Raw genomic sequence first — 25107 nt, 5'->3', positions numbered from 1 at the left:
AAGTGGAAAGAGCAATAAACAAAATATAGAATAACTTGCTTTGAAGTCCGGGCGGCCGCCTGATGCCGGCGGCAGGGAAGCTATCAAGCAGCCAGTTTCTGCTGAAAATCTGTGAAATATGAACCACTGTATGATGAAGATACGGCCGAATAGAGTAATTAATCCAGTTTATTCTCAATTTCAAGCAGTTTTTCGTATTCGTCTATCAAAGGATGGTCCCATGTTTCTCTGAGCATCCGCAACACTTCTTTTTCAAACCATAATTTCTGTTCTTTTCCCCGATTGAATTTTTTCCATATATCTGGTCCATGTTCGGCATATGCAACGAGGAGACTTTCAATGTTATGGATCTTATCCGCTACTGCTACGGCCTTGGCTCCTTCGGGACCATTTCGGACCGTTTCCACATACTTCTTTTTCTTTTTTTCCCATGAAAGACTGTCATCATTGGTTACAGCGTTGACGATCTCATAGATTTCATTTCCAAGTTCGTCTTTCAACTGCTCGTGAGTACAATCGGTATCTTCAAGAACGTCATGTGTCAGAGCAGCAGCTATCACATGGTCAGAAAAGCCATGTTTTGAAAGCTTCAAAGCCACCATGAACGGATGAACGATGTATGGCAAGCCGTCAACCTTTCTTTTTTGTCCCTCATGCGCTACCACAGCCAAACGAGTAGCCCTTTCAACAAAACCTATCTCAAAATCATTCTCAACAGTCGTATCATTCAACCCAAGTTTGACATTCAAAAGTAATATAAGTGTTCTTAGTTTTGTTGTATTCGACGAAAAATGCAAACAAAACTAAGAACATACGACATAATTCCCAATGAGAATATATGCTTTCCTATCGGGACCATTCTGGCTGTAAACAAACTCTATGATGTACTTGACTTTTCCACTGTTTTTAGTAAACACAAAAAGAATGGAATTGATATCAACGACCTGCTGAAAGCTCTTGTAAGCTACAAGCTTACAGATAATTTCAGCATAAGTAAGGCTCATGAATGGATCAATCGAGATGAAGTCCTTGAAATCTTTGGTCTTGAAGAATTCAGTGAAAGAACCCTTTATAGGGTTCTTGAAATCCTGGGAAATAACCGTGAAACGATTATTTCAGACATTCAGGATAGGTTATTTGCTCGCTATGACTTCGAGCACACTAATATAAATATGGACTGGACCAGCATTGTTTTGCATGGGGATAAATCCCCTTTGGGAAAATACGGTTATAGTAGAGATCACAGGCCAGATAAAAAACAAGTCACTTTAGGTATTGCTGAACTTGCAGATCCCATAAATGTGCCTATTGGAATTACAGTCGAACAAGGGAACCTGCATGACCAGAAACATTTCAGGAAAACTTATCAACAGGTCAATAAGAGACTGAAACAAGGCTCACTTGTTGTTTTTGATAAGGGAGCGCATAGCATAGGGAATACTGCCCTGATAAGGGCAGATGATATGCAGTATCTGACTGCAAGGAAACTCAATACGAGTGACGACAAGATAATAGCAAACTTCTGGAGTAATTCTCCTGAACTTATTGATTCGGAAGATGGTATATATTGTCAAAAGATAGTTAAACCCAGCAGTTTCAACTATTTCTATTTTTCAAAAAAGCTTCAGAAGGAGCAACTTGATTCTAAGGCAAGAAAAGTCATGAGACAAATGCAGGAAGCAAAGGATATACAGGAGTCGATTGACAAGAATAAGAAGCTTCCGAAAAGGTTCAGGATCAACAATGTGCTTATTGATGTGAGTTATTCCCTGCAGACTAAGCTAGTAGAACTTAATGAGCAAGAAGCTATCGAGCTTCTTGAGGAATACATAATAACAGGCAGAGAAGGATTTTTCTGCCTGAAATCAAGCAAGGATTTGACAGTCAAACAAGCTCTTCAAACATACCGGAGAAAAGATTCAATCGAGAAGATAATCCATTCTCTCAAGAATGAGATTGAGATAAAACCATTGAGGGTGTGGACTGATGATAGTATTTATGGTGCCGTGATCATAGGGTTCATTGCACAACTGTTCATATCGCTGATGCGATATGAATTCAAAGAACTCAAACATAAGTCCACGAAATTCATCAAAAAAAGCTTATTGAATTTGACAGTTACGGTCGATTTCTTGAAATTCCAGGCAAAAAAGTATATTTATGCCAACTTCGATGCCATAAATAAACTGATCTTAAGGCAAAATTGGACAATATCGTAGAATTTTACACGAAATTGTTTAAACTGTCAAATGGGTTTTCCTGACAAAAAAACAAAAAAGTGGGTTAAAAGAGAAGACATTCTCTTTATCAAGGAGTGATAACTGTCAAACTTAGGATTCAACATAAAAACCCCCTCTTTAATTTAACATCCCACAAGCATTTATTTTTGCTACCCACTCCTTCTCTTTTTGAGGCCATCAAATTAGCTCCTTGTATTTCTATTCCAATTGATGGTTTTATTTTGTAACAGGTAACTCTACAAAAACTATTTTAATCTGTACTTCATTTAAAAAATTGATGGTGAATTATTGGCTGGACTTGTTCACAGGCACTACTTGGGATGAATTTAGAAATGCAGGTGCAAATGTCAGTGGTTTTAGAGAGAGTAGAAAAAATACCGTGGCTAAAATAGCAAAAGGAGACATTCTCTTATGTTATATCACTGGCATCATGCATTGGGTAGGAGCACTAGAAGTAATTGGACCTTCTAATGATGTTAGAAAAATATGGCAAGACAGTGACACCTCTGAATCCCTTCAGTTTTCCATTCGGTTAGAAGTCAAACCTATAATTATGCTAGATCCTGAATTTGGGGTTCAAATGAAAGACTTAGAGGGAAAGATTAGTTTCTACATGGAGCCTTCTGATAGACGTGGTTTTAAGGGGTTTTTAAGAGCCAGCCCCACTAAATTAAAAGAAGATGATGGAAAACTCATTTACGAACTTATACGTGAAGCTGAAAATAATCCCATTGCAAAAAAGATTGATCCTAGTAAATTAAAAAGAATTCCCAGTTATATGATAAAATCCGGTGGAGAAAAAAAAGCTGTTACTGTCCCAGATGCTGAAGATGAAATGCCAAGTAATGAATGCAAGATCATCAAGAATATTGATTATACTGATCACACTAGAATACAATATTATCTTTTGGATCTAGGCTCAAAGATGGGGCTTAACGTATGGGTGGCAAAAAATGACCGTTCTAAGTCCTTTAAGAACAATTCTTTTGAGTCTATACCAAGGATGATAAACGAACTGCCAACACAATTCAACGAGGCAACCCAAAAGACAATTGAATTGATAGACGTATTATGGCTTAAAGGAAATTCAATAATTGCCGCCTTTGAGATAGAATCCACAACCTCTATTTACTCTGGTCTTTTGAGAATGAGTGACTTAATAGCCCTTCAACCTAATCTAGAAATCAACCTTTATTTAGTGGCACCAGAACAGAGAAGTGACAAAGTTAAAAAAGAAATACTTAGGCCCACTTTTGAGTGTTTAGCAAAACCCCTTTCAACTGTATGTGGATACATTTCTTTCCACGAGTTGGAAGATAAAGTATCAAAGATCCAGGACTTGGGTATAGCCTCTTATTTGAATCCAAGTTTTTTAGATGAACTTGCAGAATACTTTAATGCTGCTGAAGATTAATGAAAGTAGAGAGAGAATGCCTAAACGCTCTCCCTCAATATCTTCACGATCTCCGGCTCCTTCTCCACATCCACAGCAACATCAACCCTCAAGGCCATACCACACCTATATCTCATCATTATGAGTATCAACATACTTAATATATTCATAAAGATTAAATAGCTGAAAAATCGATGTTTGAGTGTAGATCTTACCTGTGTTTCGTGGATCAGTATAGTACATAGGTAAGGTCTAAAAACGGAGGTTGAAATATGACATATTCCCAACCTACCGAGAATGCTGCTGCTGACAGTGGCCTTACTTGGCTTAGTGTCTGTGGCAAGTGCTTGTGAGATATCTGGTTATAAGTTCCAGTGTGCGAAAAGTCTAAGAAAAAGAAATCAGATGACCTAGACGAATCTGTAAAGCAATTCAAAACATTTCATCGGAAGTGATCCAAATGTGTTTTAATACAGTTTACAAACAGGGATCTGTATCGGTTAAACAGGCTGATCCTTTCATCTCCTTTGAGCAACTAAAGGAATTGCTCACAAGTTACAACAGAGTGTCCATAGACGAGAAAGGATACATAAGAGCCATCGCTGGAAGCTCTGTTGACATAATCGTTCCGTATAAAACTATCGAAGAAATAAAATCAAGAGGAAGTTTGTGAAATGATCCATGAAACTACATGGTCAGTATGGCCGAATGCAGAGATGAATGAACTGATCGAAAAAGTCCATCATGACTATCAATGGACGATTATATATTCGTCCCCTGAAAAGCCGTTCATTGAGCACGGCACATAACCAACATTCAGATCAGCATATGCATCAATGAAACAGGCCGAGACAGTTGCTTTAATACAAAATAACCCATGTTAAGATCGGTTCTTTTGGCTTTTTGCAACTCCTCAGAATAAGCAGCGTTCTCTATCCTCTCTTCAGTTCTTTCCAACACTCTCTCGTGGTTGTAAATAGACATAGTTCCAACATCCCTACATTCAAATATATCTTACATCCGAGCAGAGTGAAAGTAAAATTTGCAATTAGGGAATTGAACTGAAAATACAAAGCCGTAAGGAGAATCTTGATAAGGAAATCCTGAGAAGTGCCATGATAGCTGGAAAGTACATGTGACAATGTTCCACATCGTGCTTATGGAAGTGGATAACGAATATCTGAAAATGATGGCATAATACGCATTGGCAGGAAATCGATAAGAAGAAATGCTTTATTAATTGGATCTTTAAAAGTTATCTGATGAATGCATTAGCAGTCCTTTTTTAAAATAATAATATCCCACACATAGTGCAATTATAATGAACCCTATACCTATCAATGTAAAACCTGAAACTACCTTAATGTCTAAAATTATGACTTTACGCCCAATGGCAATCAGCGCAACTGTCAGCACTACTTCAGCATGGATCACGTGCTCCAAGGCATAAGTCTTTACTGTGTGTAAGAGTTCAATGCCAATTAAAACCAATAAAAAGAGCCCAAACAGATCCAGCACTTCATTAGTGGTGAGCTGGTTTGTAGGAGGAGTAATAAGGTCTTTAACAAGGACCATACCCAGTTCTATTGTAGTGAACAGCACGACCAGGGACATCATTACAACTAATGCAATGATTATTATCTTTTCAAATTTGTCCATGTCCTCTTCAAACATGAGTAGTTCTACTCCTTAGTAAACAGTATGAACTTCATTCCTATTTAGAATAACGCTAGCCTCAATCATATTCAAAACCCATAGTTCTTACTTTAATTAGTTAAAGGACTGTGACAGATCGATCAATTCCAGAATAAAACACTTTAGTTTGATGGTTATTAAGTATGAGTTGTTTCAAAAACCCTTCATCGTCTTTCCTGACAACATGGAAGAATATGTACTAAATAGAGAACCTCTGCAAAGCCTAGCATGGACTCTAAAAATCTAAAGACAAGTGTTTTTAGTGGTTGAAACAAAAAAGGTTTAAAGGGATTTCAACCACATTATCTACAGCCCCCGGAGGGATTTGAACCCTCGACCTGCTGATTACGAATCAGCCGCTATACCGCTAAGCCACAGAGGCAATTGATTCTCTAAAGATTGCATAAGAATTTAATTATTTCGCTCAGCCTGTAATTGTACTTCGATGCATTTTACTCTTCCCATATAAACCATCTGATCACCCTTCAGATAATTAGGCCACTAAGTTATCTTTTGATGGCTGCACCCATCTCTGACCGTCACTCTTAATGAAACAGGAGTCAATTACTATTGCAGGATCTCTTAAAGGATAGATGGCATGAAGCAAAAATACACAAAGACGCAACTAATGATCGAGGCATTAACACTCGTTATCCTACTATCCCTATTTGCTTATGTGATAACCAATTGGGATATGATCCCTGAACAAATACCGTCACATTTCAACTTTCATGGTCAAATAGACAGCTGGAGCGACAAGAACATGATATTTTTCCCTATGCTTGTCTGCCTGTTCCTCTATCTGCTATTGACAATTGCATATTTTCATCCATCTATGTGGAACATGCCTGTAAAGATCACCGAGGAGAACAGAGTACGCGCCTATCACTATACGAGAAACATGATCACTGTGCTAAAGCTTGAGTTAGTGTCTGTTTTCGCTTATATCACGATCCAAACATCAAAGGCCGAAATGCTGAGCCAGTACTTTCTTCCTCTGTTTTTGACCGTCGTATTCGGAACGATGGCTCTTCATATTGTTTATATAAATAAGAAATGAAAAATGGGCATTTTACTATTATATTTTTAGACATGAGAATTGGAGTAGATGATGACATATCCATTGTGGAATCACATGCGATCGCCCATCAAGTTGAGAATGGACCAAAGCAGCAGTTCGATGGGATCCAGGCTGTGGTCATTCATATAGAACCAGTTTCATTTGAGCCTTCTCCTTGAACAGAAGCGCATATAAGAATAATGCCATAAGGTGCAGATACTCAACACATTGCTAATGATAGCAATCCTGGTGCCTGAAAAAGGAAAGCGTATCCTGCAAAGGAACCTCATGCCCTCTGTCGCTGTGTGACCCCTCAAACAAGCTATATGCCATGGTTCACATATCAGAGTACTATTCAAAAATGGGAATAACCAACTTGTATATTTTTGCAGGCCATACATAACAGTTTATAAAAATCTTGAGAATTACTTTTCTAAATATAGGTGGATCAAATGACAATTTCGACGGAAATAGATGTACATCAATACAGGAAACCAGAATTTGAAATTGATGAGTTATTTGTCAGGAGATGGTCTCCAAGAGCAATGTCAGGACAGCCTGTCCCAGACAAGGACCTGATGCGTTTATTCGAGGCTGCAAGATGGGCGCCAAGTGCAAGCAATGAGCAGCCATGGCGATTTATCTATGCAAAAAAAGGAACAAAATACTGGGATGAGTTCTTTGATCTGGTTGCAGAAGGCAACAAAAGATGGTGCAGGAATGCTGCAGTTCTTATGGTGATCACTTCTAAGATCAGATTTACAAAATATGATGCAGAAAACAGGACACATTCATTCTCAGCTGGGTCAGCCTTTGAGAATTTTCAATTGCAGGCAACTAATCTTGGGTTGGTTGTTCACCCATTTTCGGGTTTTGATGAGAATAAGGCCGCTAAAGTATTAGAGGTCCCTAAAGAATACTATGTAAACATCATGGTAGCAATTGGAATGCCTGGTAAGATCGAGGATCTGGAGGAAAAGGACAGGATAAGGGAATTTCCCTCTGATAGAATGAAACTCAATGCATTGATCTTTGAAGGTAAGTTCAATGAAAAATGAGGTAACGAAAATAATTATCTCACTCAGCCTGTAATCCTCACTTCGATGCAGACGTTGAACTGGTGCGGGGAATAAGAGCGCACGATACGCGTAGCAATGGGATCAATATCAAAACCGGCCCTGGATGCGGCGATTTCGATATGGGAAAGGGAAGTGGGATACAGGTCATCCTCAGGTGTGATGTCGTAGTAATGGATCACAGTTCCCGGCTTTGCAACAACCATGGCAGCTTCCAGGAATTCCTGGGCAGTATGGGGCAGGTTCATGATGATATGGTCAGCTATCCCGGCATAGTTCCGGACCACTTCCTTAGCATCCCCTTCGATCGCCTCCACATTACCGACCGCATTAAGAGCGATGTTGTGCCTGAGGAACTTAACAGCTTCCGGATTCTTGTCAATGGCTATCACACGGCATGAAGGCCGGTTCTTCGCAATAAGGATGCTGAAAGGCCCTACACCTGCGAACATGTCTATGACCACCTCGCCATCTTTTACCTGTTCCAGTATCCTGGAGCGTTCCGTGGCAAGACGGGGAGTGAAATACGCTTTCTCCATGTCAATTGCATACCTGCAGCCATATTCTCTGTGGACCGTCTGTGTCGTATTTTCTCCATTAATGAATGTGAACCTGCGGGTACGGAATTCCCCCTCCACAGGTGATAATGCCGCCAGCACGGTTCTGATATGCGGGTTCACCTGCAGCAACATATCTGCTGCCCTCTCCAGGTCCGTTTCCCCGGATTCCAGCAGGGCTATGCTTCCGATAACCTCATATCTGGGCATGTAGCCCAGCATATGTTCCAGAGTGGCTGGCTTTTCATGCAGCATGAACTCATGTTCAGTGACCAGTGCATCTTCAAACAACAGCTCCGTGAGATCCGCATCAGAGATAAGCGGAATGTATATATATTGCTCATCCGAGGCGATGCGTACTGTTGTATCCAGTGATCCTTTTTCCATCAGGACCTTACGGACCTGTTCACCTTTTTTCTTATCCACCTGGACACATTGCTTCTTCATAACAGCACCCCTATGGCAAACCATGAGCCAAAGAGAATGAGAAATATGCCGCATGAGAGAAGGACATTCTCATACGCCCTTGAAGACATTAGTCGCTTGCCTTTGCTGAAAGATACTGATACTATACTGAACCAGCTAAGGTCCGCCACCCAGTGGCCAAATATAAATAATGCAGCCGCTAACAGGCTTATCTCAAGACCTTTGAGCACAAGAGCACTGCCTGCTGCAAACCACCAGATCCAGAAATAAGGATTCGATACAGATGTTATGATGCCTGCAACCACAGGATTTGCAGAGATGTAATTAATATCCCCACCTATCGATGACGCTGCGCTTCGGGCATCCTTTATGGCCAATATTCCAAAGAGGATCAGCACCGCACCTCCGATAAGCGATACTGCAGATATTGCCCTCTCGCCCCCAAGGGATGGCATGCCAAGAACCATCAGAATGCAAATGGCAAGCTCCAGCAGTGCATGGCCCAGTACCACCTTCGGTCCTGATGTCCAGCCTGTCTTCATGGAACCATCGATCGTGGCGAATAACATCGGCCCTGGTACAAGCGCACCGGACATACCGACCGCAAAACCTATTGTAAGCATCTCTATAAGTTCGAACATTGTCCACTGTGCCTATATGATGTGAACACAAAAAGAGAAAGAAAGGTAAAAACCTTTCCACAGGCAAGTGGCCTTAGAGAATGATCTCTATATCCAGCTCTTCGGCCAGTTCTTTGTACCGGTTGCGTATAGTGACCTCTGTCACGCCTGCCACATCTGCTACTTCCCTCTGGGTCCTTCTCTCACCGCAAAGGATCGATGCTATATAGATGGCAGCTGCAGCCACCCCGGTTGGCCCCCGGCCACTGGTAAGCTCCTTCTCGGATGCCTGCCGCAGGATCTCCACACCTTTGGACTGGACCTCACCTTTGAGGTTGAGGCCTGAACAGAACCTTGGTACATAGTCTATGGGTGAAGTAGGCATTAATTTCAGGGAAAGTTCTCTTGAAATGAACCTGTAGGTCCTTCCGATCTCTTTCCTGCTTACCCTTGAAACCTCTCCGATCTCGTCCAGCGTCCTTGGCACGCTGCACTGACGACACGCTGCATATAATGCTGCTGCAGCCACGCCTTCAATACTCCTTCCACGGATAAGGTTTTTGTCAACTGCTTTTCTGTACACGACAGCAGCTGTTTCACGCACCGTTCTCGGAAGACCAAGAGCTGATGCCATCCTGTCAAGTTCTGATAACGCAAAGGCCAGGTTCCTTTCTGTAGCGTTGCTTACACGTATCCTGCGCTGCCACTTCCTTAACCTGTAAAGCTGTGCCCTGTTCTTGGAGGAGATGGACTTTCCGTAAGAGTCACGGTTTCTCCAGTCGATCATTGTGGACAGACCCTTGTCATGTATCGTGTATGTCATGGGTGCACCTACACGGGAACGTTTCATCCTCTGATCGTGATCAAAAGCACGCCATTCAGGTCCTTCGTCCACGAATTCAGCATCCACTACCAGACCACACTCAGAACATACAAGCTCAGCTCTTTCATAGTCCTGTACAAGATTGCGACTGCCACATTCCGGACACTGGACCTTTGCATTCTCAACTTCAGCGTTCTGCTCTTTCTCTTTACGTGCTTTTATCATAGCACGTATTTTTTCCCTTTCAGAAGTGTCTGAATACCGTACCCTTTCGACTTCGACCATTTTATTCACCTTGAAGATACTACAGACGAACTTGAATGTGATTAAGTGACTATTGACAAAAACCCGACATTAGATTTTTATATGTTTCAGTCATTGAACATATAAACGTTCATTCAAATACTGCCGAGCTTCCAGAGTATTACCCCGACTGTCAAGTTTGACAATAAAGTATGGATTTTCCACCGGACCAAAATAGCTGGTGACCTTGCCAATCCTCTTGACAGTTTTGTCCATCACAGAAGAATTCATTCGAGGCTTGTCCCCTTTGGGCCCCTTATCATCCCCTCGAATGACCAAGGTTGCATTCCCCAAAGCGTGAAGCACTGTTCCAAGTCTTTTCATATCCCTCATTATCTATATATTTCTTTTCTCTCAGGTGATAGAATGCAACTACGTTATATAAATACTTTTCGCACCTTTTAAATATAGCTCTGTGACTCTTATTATCTATTAAAATGCCTCACCAAAGAGTCACCATAGTATTAGTTCAAAATGACTGCTTTTATATCCTATCACCTGGATTACTTTTTATCCTAGTATGACGGGGCACTTTCTATGAAAATGAGAATTGTAAAATGCAATGATGTAGGGATACGTAATTGTAATTTCATGGCGCATGGCTATGACCTGGATGAAGTTGAAACATCCATGTGGACCCACATTAAAACAGATCATAGCGATATGCTGAAAAATATGTCGGAAGACGAACTGCATCAACTCAGGCATCGGGTAGCAACCTTCCTTGGACGAAGCTGTGGCTGCGGACATCTGGAAAAACCGGGGGAAGCTTATGATAAGGACGCATGCAATGCTTTGTACCGTATCCATAATTTCCACAAGGGTCCATAACGTCACTCTTTAAGACCTTCCTCTGATTCGGAGCCTGCTGGAAAAAGCTTAAACTTATTCAGCTGACGCTGACAGCATCTGAGGAAACGAGATACAGAATTTATACTTACATACAACATTTTAAAATAAGAAGATGAAGTGCTATTGTATAAACCATAGGAGATCATACCTATGAAGAGAGGCGTGTGCGGTATTGCTTGCGAGAAATGCCCCAGAATGACTGCCTGTCAGTGTCCTAACGGGAGATCTGGCTGCACTCCAAGACAAAATGAGCTTTGTAAGATCGCCAGTTGTGCTTTCAGCAAAGATGTCCGACTATGTTTTGAATGTACAGACTTTCCCTGTGAGATAACAAAATCTGGCCCGATCAGTTATGACTACTGTGAATATATTTCAGGAAAAGGATCCTGATATAAAGCTATCATTTTAAAAATTATATTTTACCGGCATCTTTTAAGAAATTCAACCATCTGCGTATCTCTTCAGTGCGTTGGGCCGAAAATAGCTCGTGGAATTTCTTCTCCTTTTCTTTTGAGACACCTTCTTCGATCTCTCTCAGGTCCATTATAGCGCGTAACAGCCCTGCAGTTTCATCGGACAGCTTTTTTGCTTCTTCCAAGGTCATTTCTTTAGTTTCCAGCTCAAGTTCGTCTATTCTTTCCTTATCTTTTAGTAATGCAATACATTTTTCAATTTCCTGCTTTTCCTCTTCCGATATATATTCCCTGTTGATAAGATCCCAGATTCTGTCATGTAGCTTACATGATCTACCTTTGATCTCCACAACGTACGGTATTTTTTCCCCCACCCAGAACAGACGAGTATGTAATTCCGCAAGCAACTGTTTTCTTTCCCTTTCGGTTATCAGCCTGTCACTTTTTTCTTTGCCCTTGTCATTATCCATGATCATACCTCATTTCTAAGATGAAGTGATGGAATATTATTTAAATCCAAAGCTGGGCCATAGATGATCTTATGGATAATGGATGGAAGATCCTGAACCTCTAGACCATATCACTTTGTCAGGATCCGTACTTTAAATTTGCACTTCCATCACAGGTATTCTTCAATATATCCAATATCTTTACCCGATGTTTCTTCCATGACCCGGATGAAGCATTGTTCATCAACGGTCCGGCCAAGTTCACTTAAACATTGCCAGCCAGTCTGCATCGTACCTGATCCGAGGTCCTCGTATACCAAATATATTGTAGTGAAAGCTTTACTGTAACCGAACTGTATCTCCTCTCCGTTGGTCGAATCGAAATTATCGGCAGTATCCCACGTAGAAAGTGATATATCATATTTTCTTTCCAGCTTTTGATAAGTGTCTAAAGACTTATCTTTTCTTTTTATAGCTATCTCGGGATCAGTTTGCTCCAGGACAAGATACGTATATAGGTCCGCATGTCCTTCGTCCATCCAGACGTGTGAAAAATGGCATTCACGTGTCCAATAGTGAGCAAGCTCGTGGATCAGTATGGCATCGCTGGAAGTATGAAGAAGATATATGCCTTTACTTCCCTGGTTAAAGCCCCCATAACCTTGAGTGTCTTCAACGCTTGCCTGGACTATAGTGATGTTATATTTAGGAGGGTATGGGAACCCGGTGACATTTTCAAGTAACTTAAGACTTTGCATCGTTGTATGTAGAATATGCTTTCCCCAGGCATCTTCTCCTTCCCAGAACCTGACAGTTATTCCCACATCTTTTTCACTGAGGCGGACAACGCTCTTTATCTCCTGCATATCCGTATGATTCACACATGTTACCTGGCAGGGGTTTTTCCAGGTAGCCCCTCGAGGGAAAACAAATTCAGTGAACTCTCCTTGTTCAAGCATATGATAATCCTTTCTTTCAATATCAGTTTCATAGGATTGAGGTGTCCTTAATACAACCTTCGTCCTATTACCGGATTCCATTATGCTGAACACTGCAGTGTTACTGTTGCGTGGAAGATCATATTCAATGTAAAATACATAAGAATCGCCATACCATATTTTTTTATTCAGGTTAAAAGTGTAGTATCCCCCAGGCATCTGATCCCAGCTAAGACTATTGCTGCTTTCTTTCTCGTAGGCATAGATGTTCTTTGCATTTTGCGGGAAGTAATAGTTGAAGCTTGAATAGTAGCCCCTCCAGAATCTGGTATCTTCGTCCTTGTTCTCAAAAGTGACCTGTCTGAGCACATGCACGTTCTTTCCGTCAGATGAAACCTCATATGTAACATCTATATCCGTAATTGTCTGGTTCCAGCCACATGAAACTGGAGAAATGAACCCTATGGACAATACTGTAAAAAAAAGAAAGATGAACCTAAGTAACCGTTTTTCATAGTGATACATATTATCCCGTTTTTTATTTCGTTTTTCTATTCCTATTTTATTATACTAATACTGTGCACAAGCATGTAAGTATTATGGCATAAAAAACGAAATTCTGTACATACTCTGAAGGAGTGTGTACATAGTCCGATAGAGAATGCTTAAACATCCCTCATTTTAACAAAGATAAGGTTACCGATTGTTATTTTTTGGATCGCGTCAAATGGAAATATAGTAAACGATATAAATAGGAAAAACCATGAGGAATGAACATTTAGGAGATACTTACATGAAATACTGGCAGCCGAAATATGAGACCATGGGTCATGAAGAACTCAAGGAATTACAGCTCACTAGGTTAAAAAAAACAGTGGCTGCAACTTATAATAATGTACCTTTCTATGCCCGCAGGTTCAAAGAGGCAGGTATCAAGCCTGAAGATATCCGATCTCTGGATGACCTGAGGCGCCTTCCTTTTACCCGTAAGACCGATTTACGGGATAACTATCCTTTCGGCCTTTTTGCAGTGCCTAAAAAAGATATAGTGCGTATCCATGCGTCTTCAGGTACAAGCGGTAAACCAACTGTTGTAGGATACACCAGGAACGATCTGGAAGCGTGGTCAGATCTCCTGGCACGCAATCTGACCATGGTAGGTCTTGGCAAGGATGATGTATTCCAGAATGCAGTGAACTATGGTCTTTTTACCGGCGGCCTTGGGTTCCACTACGGAGCTGAAAAGATAGGTGCTATGACAGTTCCCAGCGGTACCGGCAGCACTGTACGTCAGCTTGAGATGATGATGGATTTTGGAGTAACAGCGCTCCACTGCACGCCTTCTTATGCTCTTTATCTTGCTGAGACCGCAAGGGAGATGGACATAGTTGACAAATTGTCCCTGCGTGTAGGATGTTTCGGTGCGGAACCATGGTCATCGAACACCCGCAAACAGCTTGAGAACATACTCAACATCAAGGCATATGACTCCTATGGGCTTTCTGAGCTCATGGGCCCGGGAGTGGCCTTTGAGTGTCAGGAGCAGGATGGTCTGCACCTCTGGAGTGATCATTTCTTTGTTGAGGTACTTGACCAGGATGACGAACAGGTAGCGGAAGGAGAAAAAGGCGAGCTTGTGCTAACATCTCTTACCAAAGAGGCGCTTCCTATCATAAGATACAGGACAGGTGACATCACCCGTTTACTCGAAAGCGAGTGTGCATGTGGTCGCACTTCTGTGCGTATCTCACGATTATTAGGCAGAGCTGATGACATGCTCATAGTCAGGGGAATAAATGTTTTCCCGTCACAGATAGAAGACGTCATAGTGAAGATCCCTGAGATCACGGAACATTTCCAAGTAATACTGGATAGGAATAAGAAAATGCTTGATGAGATCACCGTGAAAGTGGAGATCACAGATAACGCTTTTACAGGTGAGCTGCGTGATCTGGCTGCGCTGCAAAAACATGTGGAAAACGAACTGCAAAGCGTTCTGAACATACGTACTAATGTGGAATTGGCTGAGAAAGGCTCCATACCCCGCAGTGAGGGGAAGTCCAAGAAGGTCATTGACAGAAGGAATGCTCTTTGATCTTCTTTGTTTCATAGGTCAGCAAGAACTGCAAATAAGGTGATATAATGGTACATGTAATGGAAATCCTTGGAATGGCACGGGTAGTGGTAAAAGATGGCAAGGTCATAGAAGTAGGTGAACCACAGATCAAGTGGTGCCCTCTCTTCGAAAAGGCCAGAGGCATCAAAGAGATCAGTTCAGAGGAAGTTCGAAAGAACATGGAGTTCCGTATCCGGGATTTCGGCCTGTTCACTCCGCAAAGAAAACTCGAGATGGATGTGTTCGTGGGTTTCGGTGCCTCTGAAGTGATGATGACAGGTCTTAACAGAGGTCTGCTGGATGCCACGGTAACTGTATGTGATGGGGCAGGAACCGTCATTACTGCCAATCCGAGACTTGTGCAAGGAATGGGAGCACGGATCTCAGGTCTTGTGGAAACGGAACCGATCCCTGAGGTCATAGCAGGCATTGAACAAAGGCAGGGTACAGTTCTTGACCCGCAGCATGCAAGCATCGATCCGGCCAAAGGTGTGGAAAGAGCCGCACAAATGGGCTACAGGAAGATAGCCGTTTCTGTAATAGATGCTCTGACAGCTTCAAGGATAAGGGACCTTGAGAATGCACAGGGTCTGGATGTTTTTATAATAGCTGCTCATACAACGGGCCTCACAAAAGAAAATGCTGTTGAGCTGCTGAAATACACTGATATTGTAACAGCCTGTGCGTCCAGGAACCTGCGGACGCTCATAAAACCAGTTGCACAGGTGGGTACGGCAGTGCCCCTGTTCGCAGTGACGCAAAAAGGTAAGGAGCTGTTACTCGAACGCGCAAAGGAAGTAGACAGTCCCATACTTATAAACACCATGCCTCTTCCGGTACTCCCTGGTCAAAAGCAACCCAGGGAATTGATATGAGGGCAATTTAAGGGGTTCCATAGGCATCATAATGACAGAACCGCCTTTTTTTGCCTGTTATTGACCTTAAGCTATCAGCCCTTCTATAGTTTCATTTTTTCTGTATACCGTACCCTGGAAAGTTGCTATCATCTCGTTCTCCTCATCTGTTACGGTAATTACATAGGTCGCCAATTTGTGGCCGAGCGATACTTCCCTGGCCTCTGCGGTCAAATATCCTTTTCTTGCAGCTTTCACGAAAGCTATGGAACAATTTATTGCCACTGCAACTCTGCCATGAGCATTCGAGGCACTGCCGAAGACCAGATCTGCAAGGGTGAAGATCGCTCCTCCGTGTACAGTACCAAAGGCATTAAGATGCTCATCTGCTATCAGCATGCGAGCTTTTGCGTACCCGGGACCTACTGCAAGCAATTCCATATTACAATGAGCTGCAAACCTGTCCTTGGACAATAGTTCCATTAGTGGTGTGATATTTTCCTGCACTGTGAGCACTCCTTCATATTCAGGCTATACATAAATGCTGCAGAAGGACTAAAAATCTGCCGATTATGGATCAGGGATCTTGTCTGCTATGGTCTATCAATAAATGGACAGCTGAATAAAACTGCATAAAAAATAATGAAAATTATTAATCGTGATATTTCCCGGATAATCTTATATAGGATTAGTTACTTTTCTATCATGATCAACCATGATAGAAAAGTACGGACACGAAACAGAAATGACGCAGCTCGTCATAGTGCTGATAACAATGGCCATAGCAACGCTTGCATACTATTCATTTTTCAATTATCACGGGGTGATCTGATCCTCCTGTGATAACATACAAACTTACATATTATTCTCCTCCTATCCTTTTTTTCTTTTTTAATACCTCCTCCTAATATCTCTTTTTTCTATATACATGTCTTTTTTTCTATATTATTCAATAAAATATAAACAAGTATTTATTTAAGATCCTCTTAGATGTAACTGGTGGTATAAAACGAAACACATTAACTCTTCCCTCAGAAGTATTCTCTGGGAAATACGTATAATTATTCTGTTCTATGTAATAGGTGATTGGCTGAGCACGGTATATGCTCTGCCTAACGGACAGGAAGGCAACGTACTTCTTAGTCCCTTAATCTCAGGCAGCGGGATCTATGGCTTGTTGCTGCTTAAATTATTATTTGTTGCCTTGCTGTTGGTCAATTTCTATGTACTGAACAATTGCAGGCATGAGATCGCACCTTACTTAAAAGAAGGACTAAAATCTTCTGTAGCCATACTTGGCATTGTCCTTACAGCAAACAATATCCTTGTAGGACTTTATGACTGGAGCTTTCTTGGATCCATGTTTGCCGTACTGAATGCGTGATATTGCCCTAAATGACTATATACATTTAGTTATTCATCTTTCTCCATGAAGAAAATAAAAGGCATTTCCAGAGATACCCTTAGATTTATTTTAGAGGTCAGCAGGTCATCTTATCCAAATGAGTTCGCTGGCTTGCTTCAGGCAGAAGATGGTATTATAACCGAAGTGCTGATCTTGCCTGGAACAGAAGCTGGAGAAAGCAGTGCTTTGCTGCGACTGTACATGATGCCCAATATTTCTACTGTAGGTTCCGTGCATAGCCACCCCGGAGGGATCATCAAGCCATCCAGTGCAGATCTGCAGATGTTCGGGAAGACAGGGAATTACCATATAATAGTAGGATACCCTTATGACCTTCAAAGCTGGACATGTTTTAATGCCGAAGGTGAAGAGCGGGAACTGCAAATAATAGATGATCAAACAAGTGAGTAAGCCCTTATGCATATTGAAGTTGTTTTTTCGGAAAAGCAACAAGTATATATATTAAAAATACCAGTATGACAATTGCAGTTAGCTTAGTTGGCGAGTAAAGAAAAGGATAATACCGTTTCTGTTTGCTTCTTTTAGGTTAATTGACTGAATGCAGAGAATGGGTTGCATTGATCAAGGTGAATTATTCGGTCTCAACTGAAGCTGTTCCTAATGCCTATTTTAAAGGTATTGTAATAGATACAGTATGCTTATCCGCAAGTTTGTGGTTTTTGCAAAATAGAGATTTAAAGCCAGATCGGTCGCTCATGCATAAATCCTCAGTTTAACATACTGAGACACACCAATACAATAAAACAACAAAGGATATCAAATATGAACAACGATAGAAGAGGCGGAAGTGGCGGATTCAGGTCCGGCGGAAGTGGCGGTTCAAGAGGCGGAAGCGGTGGATTCAGGTCCGGCGGAAGTGGCGGTTCAAGAGGCGGAAGCGGTGGATTCAGGCCAAGCGGTCCGAGGGAAATGCACAAAGCAACCTGCGCTGACTGTGGACAGGAAACCGAAGTGCCATTCGTGCCATCCGGTGACAGACCTGTATACTGCAGGGAATGCTACCAGAAGCACAGACCACCAAAGAGATACTAAATACACTTATTCTTTTTTACTGAAGTGGAGTACATTATTTGTACAGTCACTTCATTTTTTAAATGTTTCTTTTCAATTTATTCATACTCGATCGTACCATCATTTGTCGATGAAGTATCCCTGTTCAGTTCAGAGTGATCCCTCTTCAGTTTGTACACGAGCAGAGCTGAAGCCAGAGCTACTGAAACAGAATTAGCCAATACCAAAGCCATATCTTTGATCAGCAACCCATGGTACAGCCATAATGTCATACCTGTCGTAGAACACAAAAGCATCAATAATGATATGTCTTTTGTAGATTTTGTCTTCAAAGCTTTCAGAAGCTGAGGTGCAAAAGCAAGAGTTGTAAGTGTCCCTGCCAGATAACCGATCATGAGGTACCTCTTTTATATTGTATATCTTAATAGTAAATCGTTTATTTTAATATATTATTGAAGTACATCTTAGTTTAAAAACTGATCTGATGTTTGCCCTCTCTTTTATGAACTTTAAACGATCTCATTGCTAAGCATGGTGTTCATACATCATTGTAAAATTACATTAAAGTAGTAAAATACTCATGTGAGCTGCAAAGTATCACATGTATTGCGAATTAATGCAAGGCTTTGTTATATATTACAATGTCATTGGACTGTTCAGAAAACATCTTTGCTGGGTGCCTATATCCATATTAAAAGGTGCTTATGGCCCATCCTCCTGCTTCCGTGGGTAGATATAGGCTGGCAGAAACAGGATAATCCCAAATTTACAATACTAATGGTGATAGTTACATGGCTCTCATAGAATCCGCAGAACTCCTCGATACTCTTAAGCTGTTGCACACCTTCGCAGCAACTTTCAGTTTACAGGAAACTTCCAAAGCATACGATAATGTAATTAGCCTGGTCCAGCTCATGGAAAAAGAGATATCGGATGATCAAGCATACAATAAAAGGGATGCATTCTCAAATAGGTTTTCCTGACCCGCTCCTGACATTCATTCCTATAGCAATATCAACCGGATAAGTTACGCAAGTTCATGTCGTAAGTCTCTTGTACAATGCAGGAAGTCTTGCAGGAAGCACCTGCGCATCGTCTATTATCGTGTAGCCTACATTAGAGAAGATGGTATCAAGATAGTTCCCCGGATCTTTATCTACTGTTATACAGAAGAAATGTATGTTCCTGGCATTGCCTTCCTGGATGGCTACCCTTGTATCCTCTTCTGCCATGCGTCCTTCGTATGCACCTTCTCCATGGCAGGTATCATAGGGTTCTCCATCTGAAAGGAGCACTATCATCTTGGTAGTTGCCTGCACCTGTTCCAACTTCGCGATGGAATGCCTGATCACAGGCCCAAGGCGAGTGTTAGCCACTGGTTCCAGCAGGCTGATCCTGTTGGCCACTGTACCGGAAAAATCCTCATTGAACTCCTTTATTATGTAATACTCCACATCATTGCGGGTATGGCCGGAGAAAGCGTAGATAGCATATTTGTCTCCAATACTTTCCAGTGCCTGGCTCATTATGATCAAAGAGTCTTTTTCCACATCTATAATGCTCTGGCCGCCTGTGTCCAGTTTTTTGGAGGTGGAAGCACTGACATCTACAAGGAAAAGAGTAGCCACATCCCTTTCTCTCTTGTCCCACCGCACATAAAAACGATCATCCTGGTCCGCACCACATCTTTTCTGCATAAGGGCCTCTATGAACACATCGACATCGATTTCAGTGCCATCCGTTTGTCCTTTTAACTTATGGAAGGACTCAGGTTTCATTGTGCTGAAAATGCGCCTGATGAGTGCGATCTCATTACGGTATCGCTTTATTGCATCTTCAAAGTATTCTCCCGAGTCACCTGCAGGCTCTATTTCTTTAACCACACACCAGCCGGACTTGTAATCATTGATCACAGTGTCCCATTCATCATATCTGAAACTACCGCGCACATTCCAGTTATTGGGAATAGCGTAGCTTTGTTCCTGGAACATCTCATCCGGTTTTTCTTCCATTTTCTCCTCTTCCCTGCTTTCCTCACATTGCGGCACGAACCTCGCAAGCATGTGCTCGTAAGGGTCAGTAGAAGCAGGTTCTTCCTCTGTCAGAGCAGAAATGCCCACACCCCTGTATTCAAGATTTTTAATTGGAGTGTATCGCCGATCCGCCAGAGGACCATACAGCTCCTGAAGCAAATCGTATATCTCAAATGCCACTTCCATGGAATCCAGAGTAGAGGAATTCGGATGGAGTACTTTATGGAGCAGAGCCCTGCAAATATCTATTGTCTGCCTCATTTTTGCGTCCATGCTGAATACCGGTTCATTGTCTGCAGAAAGCCACATCAGTGCTTCCATGAACCTTTCCAGCCCAGGTTCCGGAATAGGCCTTGCCTGTAAAAGCTGAGCCCTGATCTTTTTGAAACTATCCCTCAGTCCTCTGTAGGAAGCGAATATCATGTATTCAATTCTTGCATCTTCTATGATACCCATGAGATCGACGGCCAGAAGATGATCTTGAAATGCAGAAAAAAGGCTTGTTATACTCACTGTTTCCATAGCGCTGCTAAACTCAAATCCCTTTTTTTTCAGTAAAGAAGATGCAGCTTGCGTGGATATTTCTGTGGTGCTGAACTGCACATGCCCCACTTCATGCATCACGCTCAGCTTATATATATTGAAATTATCTTCAAAATCAATATATTTTTTGATCTTGGGTTCAAGGTAGATGACATTACCTGCAATAATGGGATTCAGAAAATCGAGACCTTCCGCCAAAGGAAGAACATGTTTCGACCGGATGCTGAAGTCCACACCTGAAAGGCCGACAGCATAGAATTTCAGAACATTCGCCACCTTTTTCAGGGCTACTCCGCCTTTGAGCTCTTCGATGGTATCCGTGGAACTTTTGGATTTAAGGGAAAAGTATGGCCTCCCCCTGATCGGACTTTCTTCAAAAACGCTGATCCCTTTGAAGGCCCACTCTTCAAGTTCCCTTACATCCAGATCTGCCAGCAGGGACGGAGAAAAGGCAAAATAATCCACAGCTATCTTTTTATCTTTTTCGTATACCTTCAGGCCGGTGCCTGCCCATTTCCTGATCTCTGCCGGGTCGATCCTTTCCACCACTTCCGGCAGGCTTTCAAAGAAAACACCTGCAAGCAGCCAATCTACTTCCAGCAGCATACGGGCTGTGGAGAATATTTCTCCGTGATAAGCAGGTGGTATCCGTTTAAAGGCAACAGCCGAGTGCCGGCAATAACCTGCACCAAGATGGGAACTTTTCTTTGCTATCTCTTTTCCAATGGCCAGCCAGTCCCTGAAATTCTGATGGGTGAAGAGATGCAGCACATCAGGAGCATATCTGAAGTAATTCTCTACGCATTCGGGATTTACCAGAGCTAGCTCAGATCCCACATCTAATATAAATGCCCTTTGTTCCCGGGTAGTGGTCCGAACATGGCTTTCAAGCCCCTTGAAACCATGATCTATGAATGCTTTTGCAGCATGCCTGTCTCTGGATACAAGAGCTATGCCTCTGTCTGCCCATTCCGTCAATTCTCCAATATCCGTAGAACCAAGAAGCTTCGGACTTCTGTTCACAAAGGATATAGCCATATCGGTATTGAACTCAGCGATCTTCTCTGTCACAGAGAACCACTTGTTAAGATCGTTGTCACCCAGGTCAGCCATTGCAAGAGGTGAACGGTTGAACAGTGCAAGAGTAAGAGGTGCACCGAACCTGAGAATGGGATTGAGCGCATTGAGGATCGAATGCCTACGATATGGTTCAATGTGAGTGAAAGTTTCTCCGGAGCTGTTTATGATCTCTACTACTGTCCTCCAGTCCTTCTCCCTGATATTTTCGATAATATCAACAAATTTGCGGAACTCATCAGTGGACAGCAGAGACAACAGGTCTGCCAGGTGTTTGAAGTAAGCCTCAGATACTCTTATATTGGAGCCTGAGAAATTGCTTCCAATGGATATGAGTTCTTCAAAATGTTCAAAAGGTCGAGATGACACAACTTTAGAAGTATTGGCAAAATAAGATATGGCAAGCCCCTTGTCCCGACCTGCTATGGATATTCCCATTTCTGTCCACCGGTGCAAAAGAGGCAGACCACCTTTTTCAACGATCATACCCGAAGCATCAAAGAAACCTTCGATACACGAAATGCTCAAAAATGATGCTTTTTGTGCAAGCATTAGCCATTCTCTAAAGCCATCTTGAGGAAGCGAACGGTACACCTGAGGTGCTGCCTTCAGATAAGATCTAACTACTCTGCGACCTTTACCTGATGTAAATTTTCCTGAGCTCAAGATGAACTTCAGATCCTGGACGGATATCTCCTTGAGATGTTCCACTACAGAGGATAGATCATCCGGGTCAAGATTAGGATAATATGATCTGACAATGTCAGTAAGTTCTTCCGGAGAAAGAGGTCTTCCGCCTGCTTCTGGCATTCCTCTCCCTCACTCCATGATAGTGGAGATGATCTCATCGATGCTTTTTTGCAGATCAGTGTTATCGGTTATAGGTCTGACCATAGCTATGCGACATGCTTCCTTTGCGTCGATGCCGTCCTTTATGAGCTTACCTGCGTAGATAAGCAGACGAGTGCTTACACCTTCCTCAAGACCGTGTTGTTTAAAGTTTCGGATGCGGTGACCGATATCCACAAGATAGCGAGCCATTTCCTCATCGACCCCGCTTTCATGGGCAACTATCTGCATTTCAAGTTCCGTAGGAGGATAATCGAACTCCAAAGCCACGAATCTCTGGCGCGTGCTTTGTTTGAGGTCTTTTATAACACTTTGATAGCCAGGATTATAGGAGATACTGAGCATGAATTCTGAAGGCGCCTTCAGGATCACTCCCAGCTTGTCAATGGGCATGATACGCCGATTGTCTGTAAGAGGATGTATAACAACAATTGTATCCTTGCGTGCTTCCACAACTTCGTCAAGGTAGCAGATGGCACCGTGCTTAACAGCCTTTGTAAGAGGACCATCGCTCCATTCCACAGACTCTCCTTTTATCAGGAACCTTCCCACAAGATCAGTGGCCGTCAGATCCTCATGACAGGCCACAGTTATCAAAGGGCGCTTCAGTAAGTAGGCCATGTATTCCATGAAACGGGTCTTTCCGCAACCTGTCGGTCCTTTAAGGTTCACAGGTAATTTGTTCCGGTAGGCTGACATGAAGATGTCGACTTCATTTCCCACAGGTACATAATATGGCTCCTTCTCAATGAGATACTCCTCAACAGGCAATTCCTCGGATAAACTACATTTTGTAAGCATTGTACCGATCCCACATTTTATTCGTTGTTATACTAATGAACGAAGGATTATGGTTTATAATTAGTGGTATTGATGCCAGACACAAGATTTATCCGTATTGAAACTGGTTCTGTCAGCATGCTCAGGTCCATTATATTTGATATGGATGGGGTGTTGGTGGATTCCATGCCTTCCCATGCCGATGCCTGGATAGCGGTTTCAAGAGAAATAGGCGCTGAAGTATCCAGGGAAGATATCTATGAGATAGAAGGTGCGAACCATATACTTGGTATTCAGTGGCTTTTTGAAAAAGCCGGAAAAGAGGTCCAGCCCCATTTATATGAAGAGATAAAAAGCAAAAAAGTGGAGTTCTTCAGTGCCAACGCGTCTATTGCTCCTTTTGATGGCATGTTAGAGTGTCTAAGAGATCTCAAACAGCATTTTTCCCTTGCAGTGGTCACAGGTTCCGACAGATATACAGTGAAAGGTATAATGGATGATTTCTTTCCTGATGTTTTCGATACCATCGTATGTGGCGAGGATGTCCACTATGGTAAACCCTTTCCTGAACCGTACCTTAAGGCAGTGGAACTGCTCGGCAGGGCAAAAGACGAATGCATGGTCGTGGAAAACGCACCCATGGGCGTGGAATCTGCTAAAAGGGCAGGGCTTTTCTGTGTGGGTATACCCACATATGTGCCTCCTTCCAAACTAAGGGCAGCTGACCTTGTTTTACATGATCATCCTGCACTGTATGCATATCTGAATAAACTGATCCCTATGAATAGTTAGAAAGGTTTTAGTTCCTATCATGCACATGTATATCTGGTAGATACTTTATGGACCAAAAGCACAGTATCTCTGATAAAGTGGAAAACCTGAAGGAAGAATTCAAAAAAGAACCTTCCCTGGAAATGATGGTACAGGTGGTTGCTGCATACCATGAGCAAGGCCTTACTGAAAGAGGCATCGGTTTTGCTGAAGCTGTATTGCTGCAGGCGGACGATGAGAAGACAAGATCAATGCAAATGGGTATGATCATGGAACTTGTGGGCAGGAACGAGGAGGCTCTCAGATATCTGGACAAGGCCCTGAAGATATCTCCCACCGATCCACAGGTGCTCCATGCAAAGGGTATGATACTTGCCATAAATGGGAATTTTGAAGATGCTGCTCTGATCTACCGTAAACTAAGGGATGACAATGCAGCGGACCTGCAGGCAATATCAGGCATGCTCCTGTGCCTGTTTGGAGAAGGGCGCTCAGCTGATGCGCTTGCTCTGTATCAGGAATCCACGGGCATGCTGCCCAAAACCCCACATGAGTGGCATCCGAAAGGCATGATAGATGGCATAGTGGCCGCATATTTTGAAACGAATGCATCCGGTGACCATGGAATGGCTCCGGAAAAGATAAAAGAGAGCTTCCGGCGCATGGAAGATATAATCGGTAACTTCGGAGCTGAGGTGCGGATGTTCTATACGATGGGAGAGATCTCAGGCAGTGAAGCGTTCAGGAAAATACTGGAAAAAAAGAAAACCAAGAATTGAGTTTTACATATTATCCGCTACCA

At 42.4% G+C, this 25107-nt stretch carries 29 protein-coding genes and 1 tRNA gene; 17 read left to right on the top strand and 13 right to left on the bottom strand.

From position 1 onward, the window contains the following. Nucleotides 1-158: 158 nt before the first annotated feature. Nucleotides 159-731: an HD domain-containing protein gene (locus tag A4E24_RS08865; protein ID WP_292352924.1), complete on the bottom strand. Its 573-nt coding sequence runs from the start codon at nucleotides 729-731 to the stop codon at nucleotides 159-161. Nucleotides 732-791: 60 nt separating this feature from the next. Here A4E24_RS08865 and A4E24_RS08860 point away from each other — a divergent pair, with 60 nt between their 5' ends. The 4 genes from A4E24_RS08860 (at nucleotide 792) to A4E24_RS08845 (ending at nucleotide 4442) form a co-directional block, all read left to right on the top strand. After that, nucleotides 792-2219, top strand: a complete 1428-nt coding sequence (locus tag A4E24_RS08860) for a transposase (RefSeq protein WP_292352923.1) — start codon at nucleotides 792-794, stop codon at nucleotides 2217-2219. A gap of 319 nt (nucleotides 2220-2538) precedes the next feature. Further along, complete coding sequence (locus A4E24_RS08855) at nucleotides 2539-3654, top strand: hypothetical protein (protein WP_292352922.1); 1116 nt, start codon at nucleotides 2539-2541, stop codon at nucleotides 3652-3654. A 439-nt stretch (nucleotides 3655-4093) separates the two neighbouring features. Beyond that, a complete protein-coding gene (locus tag A4E24_RS08850) occupies nucleotides 4094-4306 on the top strand; it encodes a hypothetical protein (protein ID WP_292352921.1) in 213 nt (70 codons plus the stop codon). Nucleotide 4307: 1 nt separating this feature from the next. Continuing rightward, nucleotides 4308-4442 carry a hypothetical protein gene (locus A4E24_RS08845; RefSeq protein ID WP_292352920.1) on the top strand — a complete coding sequence of 45 codons (135 nt, stop codon included), beginning with the start codon at nucleotides 4308-4310 and terminating at the stop codon, nucleotides 4440-4442. Nucleotides 4443-4881: 439 nt separating this feature from the next. On the opposite strand, the gene A4E24_RS08840 is transcribed toward A4E24_RS08845, so the two are convergent. Both A4E24_RS08840 and A4E24_RS08835 read right to left on the bottom strand, forming a co-directional pair. Beyond that, nucleotides 4882-5307 (bottom strand): phosphate-starvation-inducible PsiE family protein, encoded by a 426-nt coding sequence (locus A4E24_RS08840; RefSeq protein WP_292352919.1) that lies wholly within the window; start codon nucleotides 5305-5307, stop codon nucleotides 4882-4884. A 331-nt stretch (nucleotides 5308-5638) separates the two neighbouring features. Continuing rightward, nucleotides 5639-5710, bottom strand: a tRNA-Thr gene (locus A4E24_RS08835). Nucleotides 5711-5926: 216 nt separating this feature from the next. Between A4E24_RS08835 and A4E24_RS08830 the strand changes: the two genes are divergently transcribed. The 3 genes from A4E24_RS08830 (at nucleotide 5927) to A4E24_RS08820 (ending at nucleotide 7446) form a co-directional block, all read left to right on the top strand. Then, nucleotides 5927-6388 (top strand): DUF1648 domain-containing protein, encoded by a 462-nt coding sequence (locus A4E24_RS08830; protein ID WP_292352918.1) that lies wholly within the window; start codon nucleotides 5927-5929, stop codon nucleotides 6386-6388. Nucleotides 6389-6420: 32 nt separating this feature from the next. Next, nucleotides 6421-6567, top strand: coding sequence for a cation transporter dimerization domain-containing protein (locus A4E24_RS08825; protein ID WP_292352917.1), 147 nt, complete (start codon nucleotides 6421-6423; stop codon nucleotides 6565-6567). A gap of 273 nt (nucleotides 6568-6840) precedes the next feature. Then, nucleotides 6841-7446, top strand: a complete 606-nt coding sequence (locus A4E24_RS08820; RefSeq protein ID WP_292352916.1) for a nitroreductase family protein — start codon at nucleotides 6841-6843, stop codon at nucleotides 7444-7446. Nucleotides 7447-7469: 23 nt separating this feature from the next. Here A4E24_RS08820 and A4E24_RS08815 read toward each other — a convergent pair whose 3' ends face one another. From A4E24_RS08815 to A4E24_RS08800, 4 genes are all read right to left on the bottom strand, one after another. Next, nucleotides 7470-8468 (bottom strand): class I SAM-dependent methyltransferase family protein, encoded by a 999-nt coding sequence (locus A4E24_RS08815; protein WP_292352915.1) that lies wholly within the window; start codon nucleotides 8466-8468, stop codon nucleotides 7470-7472. Next, complete coding sequence (locus tag A4E24_RS08810; protein WP_292352914.1) at nucleotides 8465-9088, bottom strand: LysE family transporter; 624 nt, start codon at nucleotides 9086-9088, stop codon at nucleotides 8465-8467. Before A4E24_RS08810 ends, A4E24_RS08815 begins: the two co-directional genes overlap by 4 nt. A gap of 73 nt (nucleotides 9089-9161) precedes the next feature. Beyond that, complete coding sequence (locus A4E24_RS08805) at nucleotides 9162-10175, bottom strand: transcription initiation factor IIB (RefSeq protein WP_292352913.1); 1014 nt, start codon at nucleotides 10173-10175, stop codon at nucleotides 9162-9164. Nucleotides 10176-10265: 90 nt separating this feature from the next. Beyond that, nucleotides 10266-10517, bottom strand: coding sequence for an H/ACA ribonucleoprotein complex subunit GAR1 (locus tag A4E24_RS08800; RefSeq protein ID WP_292352912.1), 252 nt, complete (start codon nucleotides 10515-10517; stop codon nucleotides 10266-10268). A gap of 213 nt (nucleotides 10518-10730) precedes the next feature. On the opposite strand from A4E24_RS08800, the gene A4E24_RS08795 reads away from it, so the two are divergent. Further along, nucleotides 10731-11024, top strand: a complete 294-nt coding sequence (locus A4E24_RS08795; RefSeq protein ID WP_292352911.1) for a DUF1059 domain-containing protein — start codon at nucleotides 10731-10733, stop codon at nucleotides 11022-11024. Between the two features lie 171 nt (nucleotides 11025-11195). Then, nucleotides 11196-11435 (top strand): DUF3795 domain-containing protein, encoded by a 240-nt coding sequence (locus A4E24_RS08790; RefSeq protein ID WP_292352910.1) that lies wholly within the window; start codon nucleotides 11196-11198, stop codon nucleotides 11433-11435. A gap of 22 nt (nucleotides 11436-11457) precedes the next feature. Here the strand turns inward: A4E24_RS08790 and A4E24_RS08785 are convergent, their stop codons facing one another. Both A4E24_RS08785 and A4E24_RS08780 read right to left on the bottom strand, forming a co-directional pair. Then, a complete protein-coding gene (locus tag A4E24_RS08785; RefSeq protein ID WP_292352909.1) occupies nucleotides 11458-11928 on the bottom strand; it encodes a DUF5788 family protein in 471 nt (156 codons plus the stop codon). A gap of 149 nt (nucleotides 11929-12077) precedes the next feature. Beyond that, nucleotides 12078-13370 carry a hypothetical protein gene (locus A4E24_RS08780; protein WP_292352908.1) on the bottom strand — a complete coding sequence of 431 codons (1293 nt, stop codon included), beginning with the start codon at nucleotides 13368-13370 and terminating at the stop codon, nucleotides 12078-12080. A gap of 268 nt (nucleotides 13371-13638) precedes the next feature. On the opposite strand from A4E24_RS08780, the gene A4E24_RS08775 reads away from it, so the two are divergent. After that, the gene (locus A4E24_RS08775; protein WP_292352907.1) at nucleotides 13639-14940 is read left to right on the top strand and encodes a phenylacetate--CoA ligase family protein; all 1302 of its coding nucleotides are present in this window, start codon (nucleotides 13639-13641) and stop codon (nucleotides 14938-14940) included. A gap of 47 nt (nucleotides 14941-14987) precedes the next feature. Further along, a complete protein-coding gene (locus tag A4E24_RS08770; RefSeq protein ID WP_292352906.1) occupies nucleotides 14988-15836 on the top strand; it encodes a methanogenesis marker 8 protein in 849 nt (282 codons plus the stop codon). A 66-nt stretch (nucleotides 15837-15902) separates the two neighbouring features. Here A4E24_RS08770 and A4E24_RS08765 read toward each other — a convergent pair whose 3' ends face one another. Further along, nucleotides 15903-16322 carry a PaaI family thioesterase gene (locus A4E24_RS08765; RefSeq protein WP_292352905.1) on the bottom strand — a complete coding sequence of 140 codons (420 nt, stop codon included), beginning with the start codon at nucleotides 16320-16322 and terminating at the stop codon, nucleotides 15903-15905. A 511-nt stretch (nucleotides 16323-16833) separates the two neighbouring features. Here A4E24_RS08765 and A4E24_RS08760 point away from each other — a divergent pair. From A4E24_RS08760 to A4E24_RS08750, 3 genes are all read left to right on the top strand, one after another. Then, nucleotides 16834-17199 carry a DUF5658 family protein gene (locus A4E24_RS08760; RefSeq protein WP_367121171.1) on the top strand — a complete coding sequence of 122 codons (366 nt, stop codon included), beginning with the start codon at nucleotides 16834-16836 and terminating at the stop codon, nucleotides 17197-17199. Between the two features lie 45 nt (nucleotides 17200-17244). Next, nucleotides 17245-17631, top strand: a complete 387-nt coding sequence (locus A4E24_RS08755; protein ID WP_292352904.1) for a Mov34/MPN/PAD-1 family protein — start codon at nucleotides 17245-17247, stop codon at nucleotides 17629-17631. A gap of 372 nt (nucleotides 17632-18003) precedes the next feature. Next, nucleotides 18004-18273 (top strand): CxxC-x17-CxxC domain-containing protein, encoded by a 270-nt coding sequence (locus A4E24_RS08750; RefSeq protein ID WP_292352903.1) that lies wholly within the window; start codon nucleotides 18004-18006, stop codon nucleotides 18271-18273. Between the two features lie 77 nt (nucleotides 18274-18350). On the opposite strand, the gene A4E24_RS08745 is transcribed toward A4E24_RS08750, so the two are convergent. Further along, nucleotides 18351-18647: a SemiSWEET transporter gene (locus A4E24_RS08745; RefSeq protein WP_292352902.1), complete on the bottom strand. Its 297-nt coding sequence runs from the start codon at nucleotides 18645-18647 to the stop codon at nucleotides 18351-18353. A gap of 396 nt (nucleotides 18648-19043) precedes the next feature. Here A4E24_RS08745 and A4E24_RS08740 point away from each other — a divergent pair, with 396 nt between their 5' ends. After that, complete coding sequence (locus A4E24_RS08740) at nucleotides 19044-19235, top strand: hypothetical protein (protein ID WP_292352901.1); 192 nt, start codon at nucleotides 19044-19046, stop codon at nucleotides 19233-19235. 54 nt (nucleotides 19236-19289) lie between these two features. Here A4E24_RS08740 and A4E24_RS08735 read toward each other — a convergent pair whose 3' ends face one another. Beyond that, a complete protein-coding gene (locus tag A4E24_RS08735; RefSeq protein ID WP_292352900.1) occupies nucleotides 19290-22715 on the bottom strand; it encodes a nitric oxide reductase activation protein NorD in 3426 nt (1141 codons plus the stop codon). A 9-nt stretch (nucleotides 22716-22724) separates the two neighbouring features. Beyond that, nucleotides 22725-23555: a CbbQ/NirQ/NorQ/GpvN family protein gene (locus A4E24_RS08730; RefSeq protein ID WP_292352899.1), complete on the bottom strand. Its 831-nt coding sequence runs from the start codon at nucleotides 23553-23555 to the stop codon at nucleotides 22725-22727. Nucleotides 23556-23627: 72 nt separating this feature from the next. Here A4E24_RS08730 and A4E24_RS08725 point away from each other — a divergent pair, with 72 nt between their 5' ends. Together A4E24_RS08725 and A4E24_RS08720 are read left to right on the top strand one after the other, a co-directional pair. Next, nucleotides 23628-24326 (top strand): HAD family phosphatase, encoded by a 699-nt coding sequence (locus tag A4E24_RS08725; RefSeq protein WP_292352898.1) that lies wholly within the window; start codon nucleotides 23628-23630, stop codon nucleotides 24324-24326. 47 nt (nucleotides 24327-24373) lie between these two features. Continuing rightward, nucleotides 24374-25084, top strand: a complete 711-nt coding sequence (locus tag A4E24_RS08720) for a tetratricopeptide repeat protein (protein ID WP_292352897.1) — start codon at nucleotides 24374-24376, stop codon at nucleotides 25082-25084. Nucleotides 25085-25107: the final 23 nt, after the last annotated feature.

This window comes from Methanomethylovorans sp. PtaU1.Bin093 (assembly GCF_002067275.1).
In the GTDB taxonomy this organism is placed as follows: Archaea; Halobacteriota; Methanosarcinia; order Methanosarcinales; family Methanosarcinaceae; genus Methanomethylovorans.
Note: the sequence above shows the minus strand (reverse complement) of the source record. Positions and strands in the feature narration are given on the sequence as shown.

Bases quoted from the DNA above. Each gene is read 5' to 3' on its own strand.
- A4E24_RS08860 (WP_292352923.1), top strand. From the start codon at position 792: ATGCAAACAAAACTAAGAACATACGACATAATTCCCAATGAGAATATA.
- A4E24_RS08850 (WP_292352921.1), top strand. From the start codon at position 4,094: ATGTGTTTTAATACAGTTTACAAACAGGGATCTGTATCGGTTAAACAG.
- A4E24_RS08845 (WP_292352920.1), top strand. From the start codon at position 4,308: ATGATCCATGAAACTACATGGTCAGTATGGCCGAATGCAGAGATGAAT.
- A4E24_RS08840 (WP_292352919.1), bottom strand. From the start codon at position 5,307: ATGTTTGAAGAGGACATGGACAAATTTGAAAAGATAATAATCATTGCA.
- A4E24_RS08830 (WP_292352918.1), top strand. From the start codon at position 5,927: ATGAAGCAAAAATACACAAAGACGCAACTAATGATCGAGGCATTAACA.
- A4E24_RS08825 (WP_292352917.1), top strand. From the start codon at position 6,421: ATGAGAATTGGAGTAGATGATGACATATCCATTGTGGAATCACATGCG.
- A4E24_RS08820 (WP_292352916.1), top strand. From the start codon at position 6,841: ATGACAATTTCGACGGAAATAGATGTACATCAATACAGGAAACCAGAA.
- A4E24_RS08815 (WP_292352915.1), bottom strand. From the start codon at position 8,468: ATGAAGAAGCAATGTGTCCAGGTGGATAAGAAAAAAGGTGAACAGGTC.
- A4E24_RS08810 (WP_292352914.1), bottom strand. From the start codon at position 9,088: ATGTTCGAACTTATAGAGATGCTTACAATAGGTTTTGCGGTCGGTATG.
- A4E24_RS08805 (WP_292352913.1), bottom strand. From the start codon at position 10,175: ATGGTCGAAGTCGAAAGGGTACGGTATTCAGACACTTCTGAAAGGGAA.
- A4E24_RS08800 (WP_292352912.1), bottom strand. From the start codon at position 10,517: ATGAAAAGACTTGGAACAGTGCTTCACGCTTTGGGGAATGCAACCTTG.
- A4E24_RS08795 (WP_292352911.1), top strand. From the start codon at position 10,731: ATGAAAATGAGAATTGTAAAATGCAATGATGTAGGGATACGTAATTGT.
- A4E24_RS08790 (WP_292352910.1), top strand. From the start codon at position 11,196: ATGAAGAGAGGCGTGTGCGGTATTGCTTGCGAGAAATGCCCCAGAATG.
- A4E24_RS08785 (WP_292352909.1), bottom strand. From the start codon at position 11,928: ATGGATAATGACAAGGGCAAAGAAAAAAGTGACAGGCTGATAACCGAA.
- A4E24_RS08780 (WP_292352908.1), bottom strand. From the start codon at position 13,370: ATGTATCACTATGAAAAACGGTTACTTAGGTTCATCTTTCTTTTTTTT.
- A4E24_RS08775 (WP_292352907.1), top strand. From the start codon at position 13,639: ATGAAATACTGGCAGCCGAAATATGAGACCATGGGTCATGAAGAACTC.
- A4E24_RS08770 (WP_292352906.1), top strand. From the start codon at position 14,988: ATGGTACATGTAATGGAAATCCTTGGAATGGCACGGGTAGTGGTAAAA.
- A4E24_RS08755 (WP_292352904.1), top strand. From the start codon at position 17,245: ATGAAGAAAATAAAAGGCATTTCCAGAGATACCCTTAGATTTATTTTA.
- A4E24_RS08750 (WP_292352903.1), top strand. From the start codon at position 18,004: ATGAACAACGATAGAAGAGGCGGAAGTGGCGGATTCAGGTCCGGCGGA.
- A4E24_RS08745 (WP_292352902.1), bottom strand. From the start codon at position 18,647: ATGATCGGTTATCTGGCAGGGACACTTACAACTCTTGCTTTTGCACCT.
- A4E24_RS08740 (WP_292352901.1), top strand. From the start codon at position 19,044: ATGGCTCTCATAGAATCCGCAGAACTCCTCGATACTCTTAAGCTGTTG.
- A4E24_RS08735 (WP_292352900.1), bottom strand. From the start codon at position 22,715: ATGCCAGAAGCAGGCGGAAGACCTCTTTCTCCGGAAGAACTTACTGAC.
- A4E24_RS08730 (WP_292352899.1), bottom strand. From the start codon at position 23,555: ATGCTTACAAAATGTAGTTTATCCGAGGAATTGCCTGTTGAGGAGTAT.
- A4E24_RS08725 (WP_292352898.1), top strand. From the start codon at position 23,628: ATGCCAGACACAAGATTTATCCGTATTGAAACTGGTTCTGTCAGCATG.
- A4E24_RS08720 (WP_292352897.1), top strand. From the start codon at position 24,374: ATGGACCAAAAGCACAGTATCTCTGATAAAGTGGAAAACCTGAAGGAA.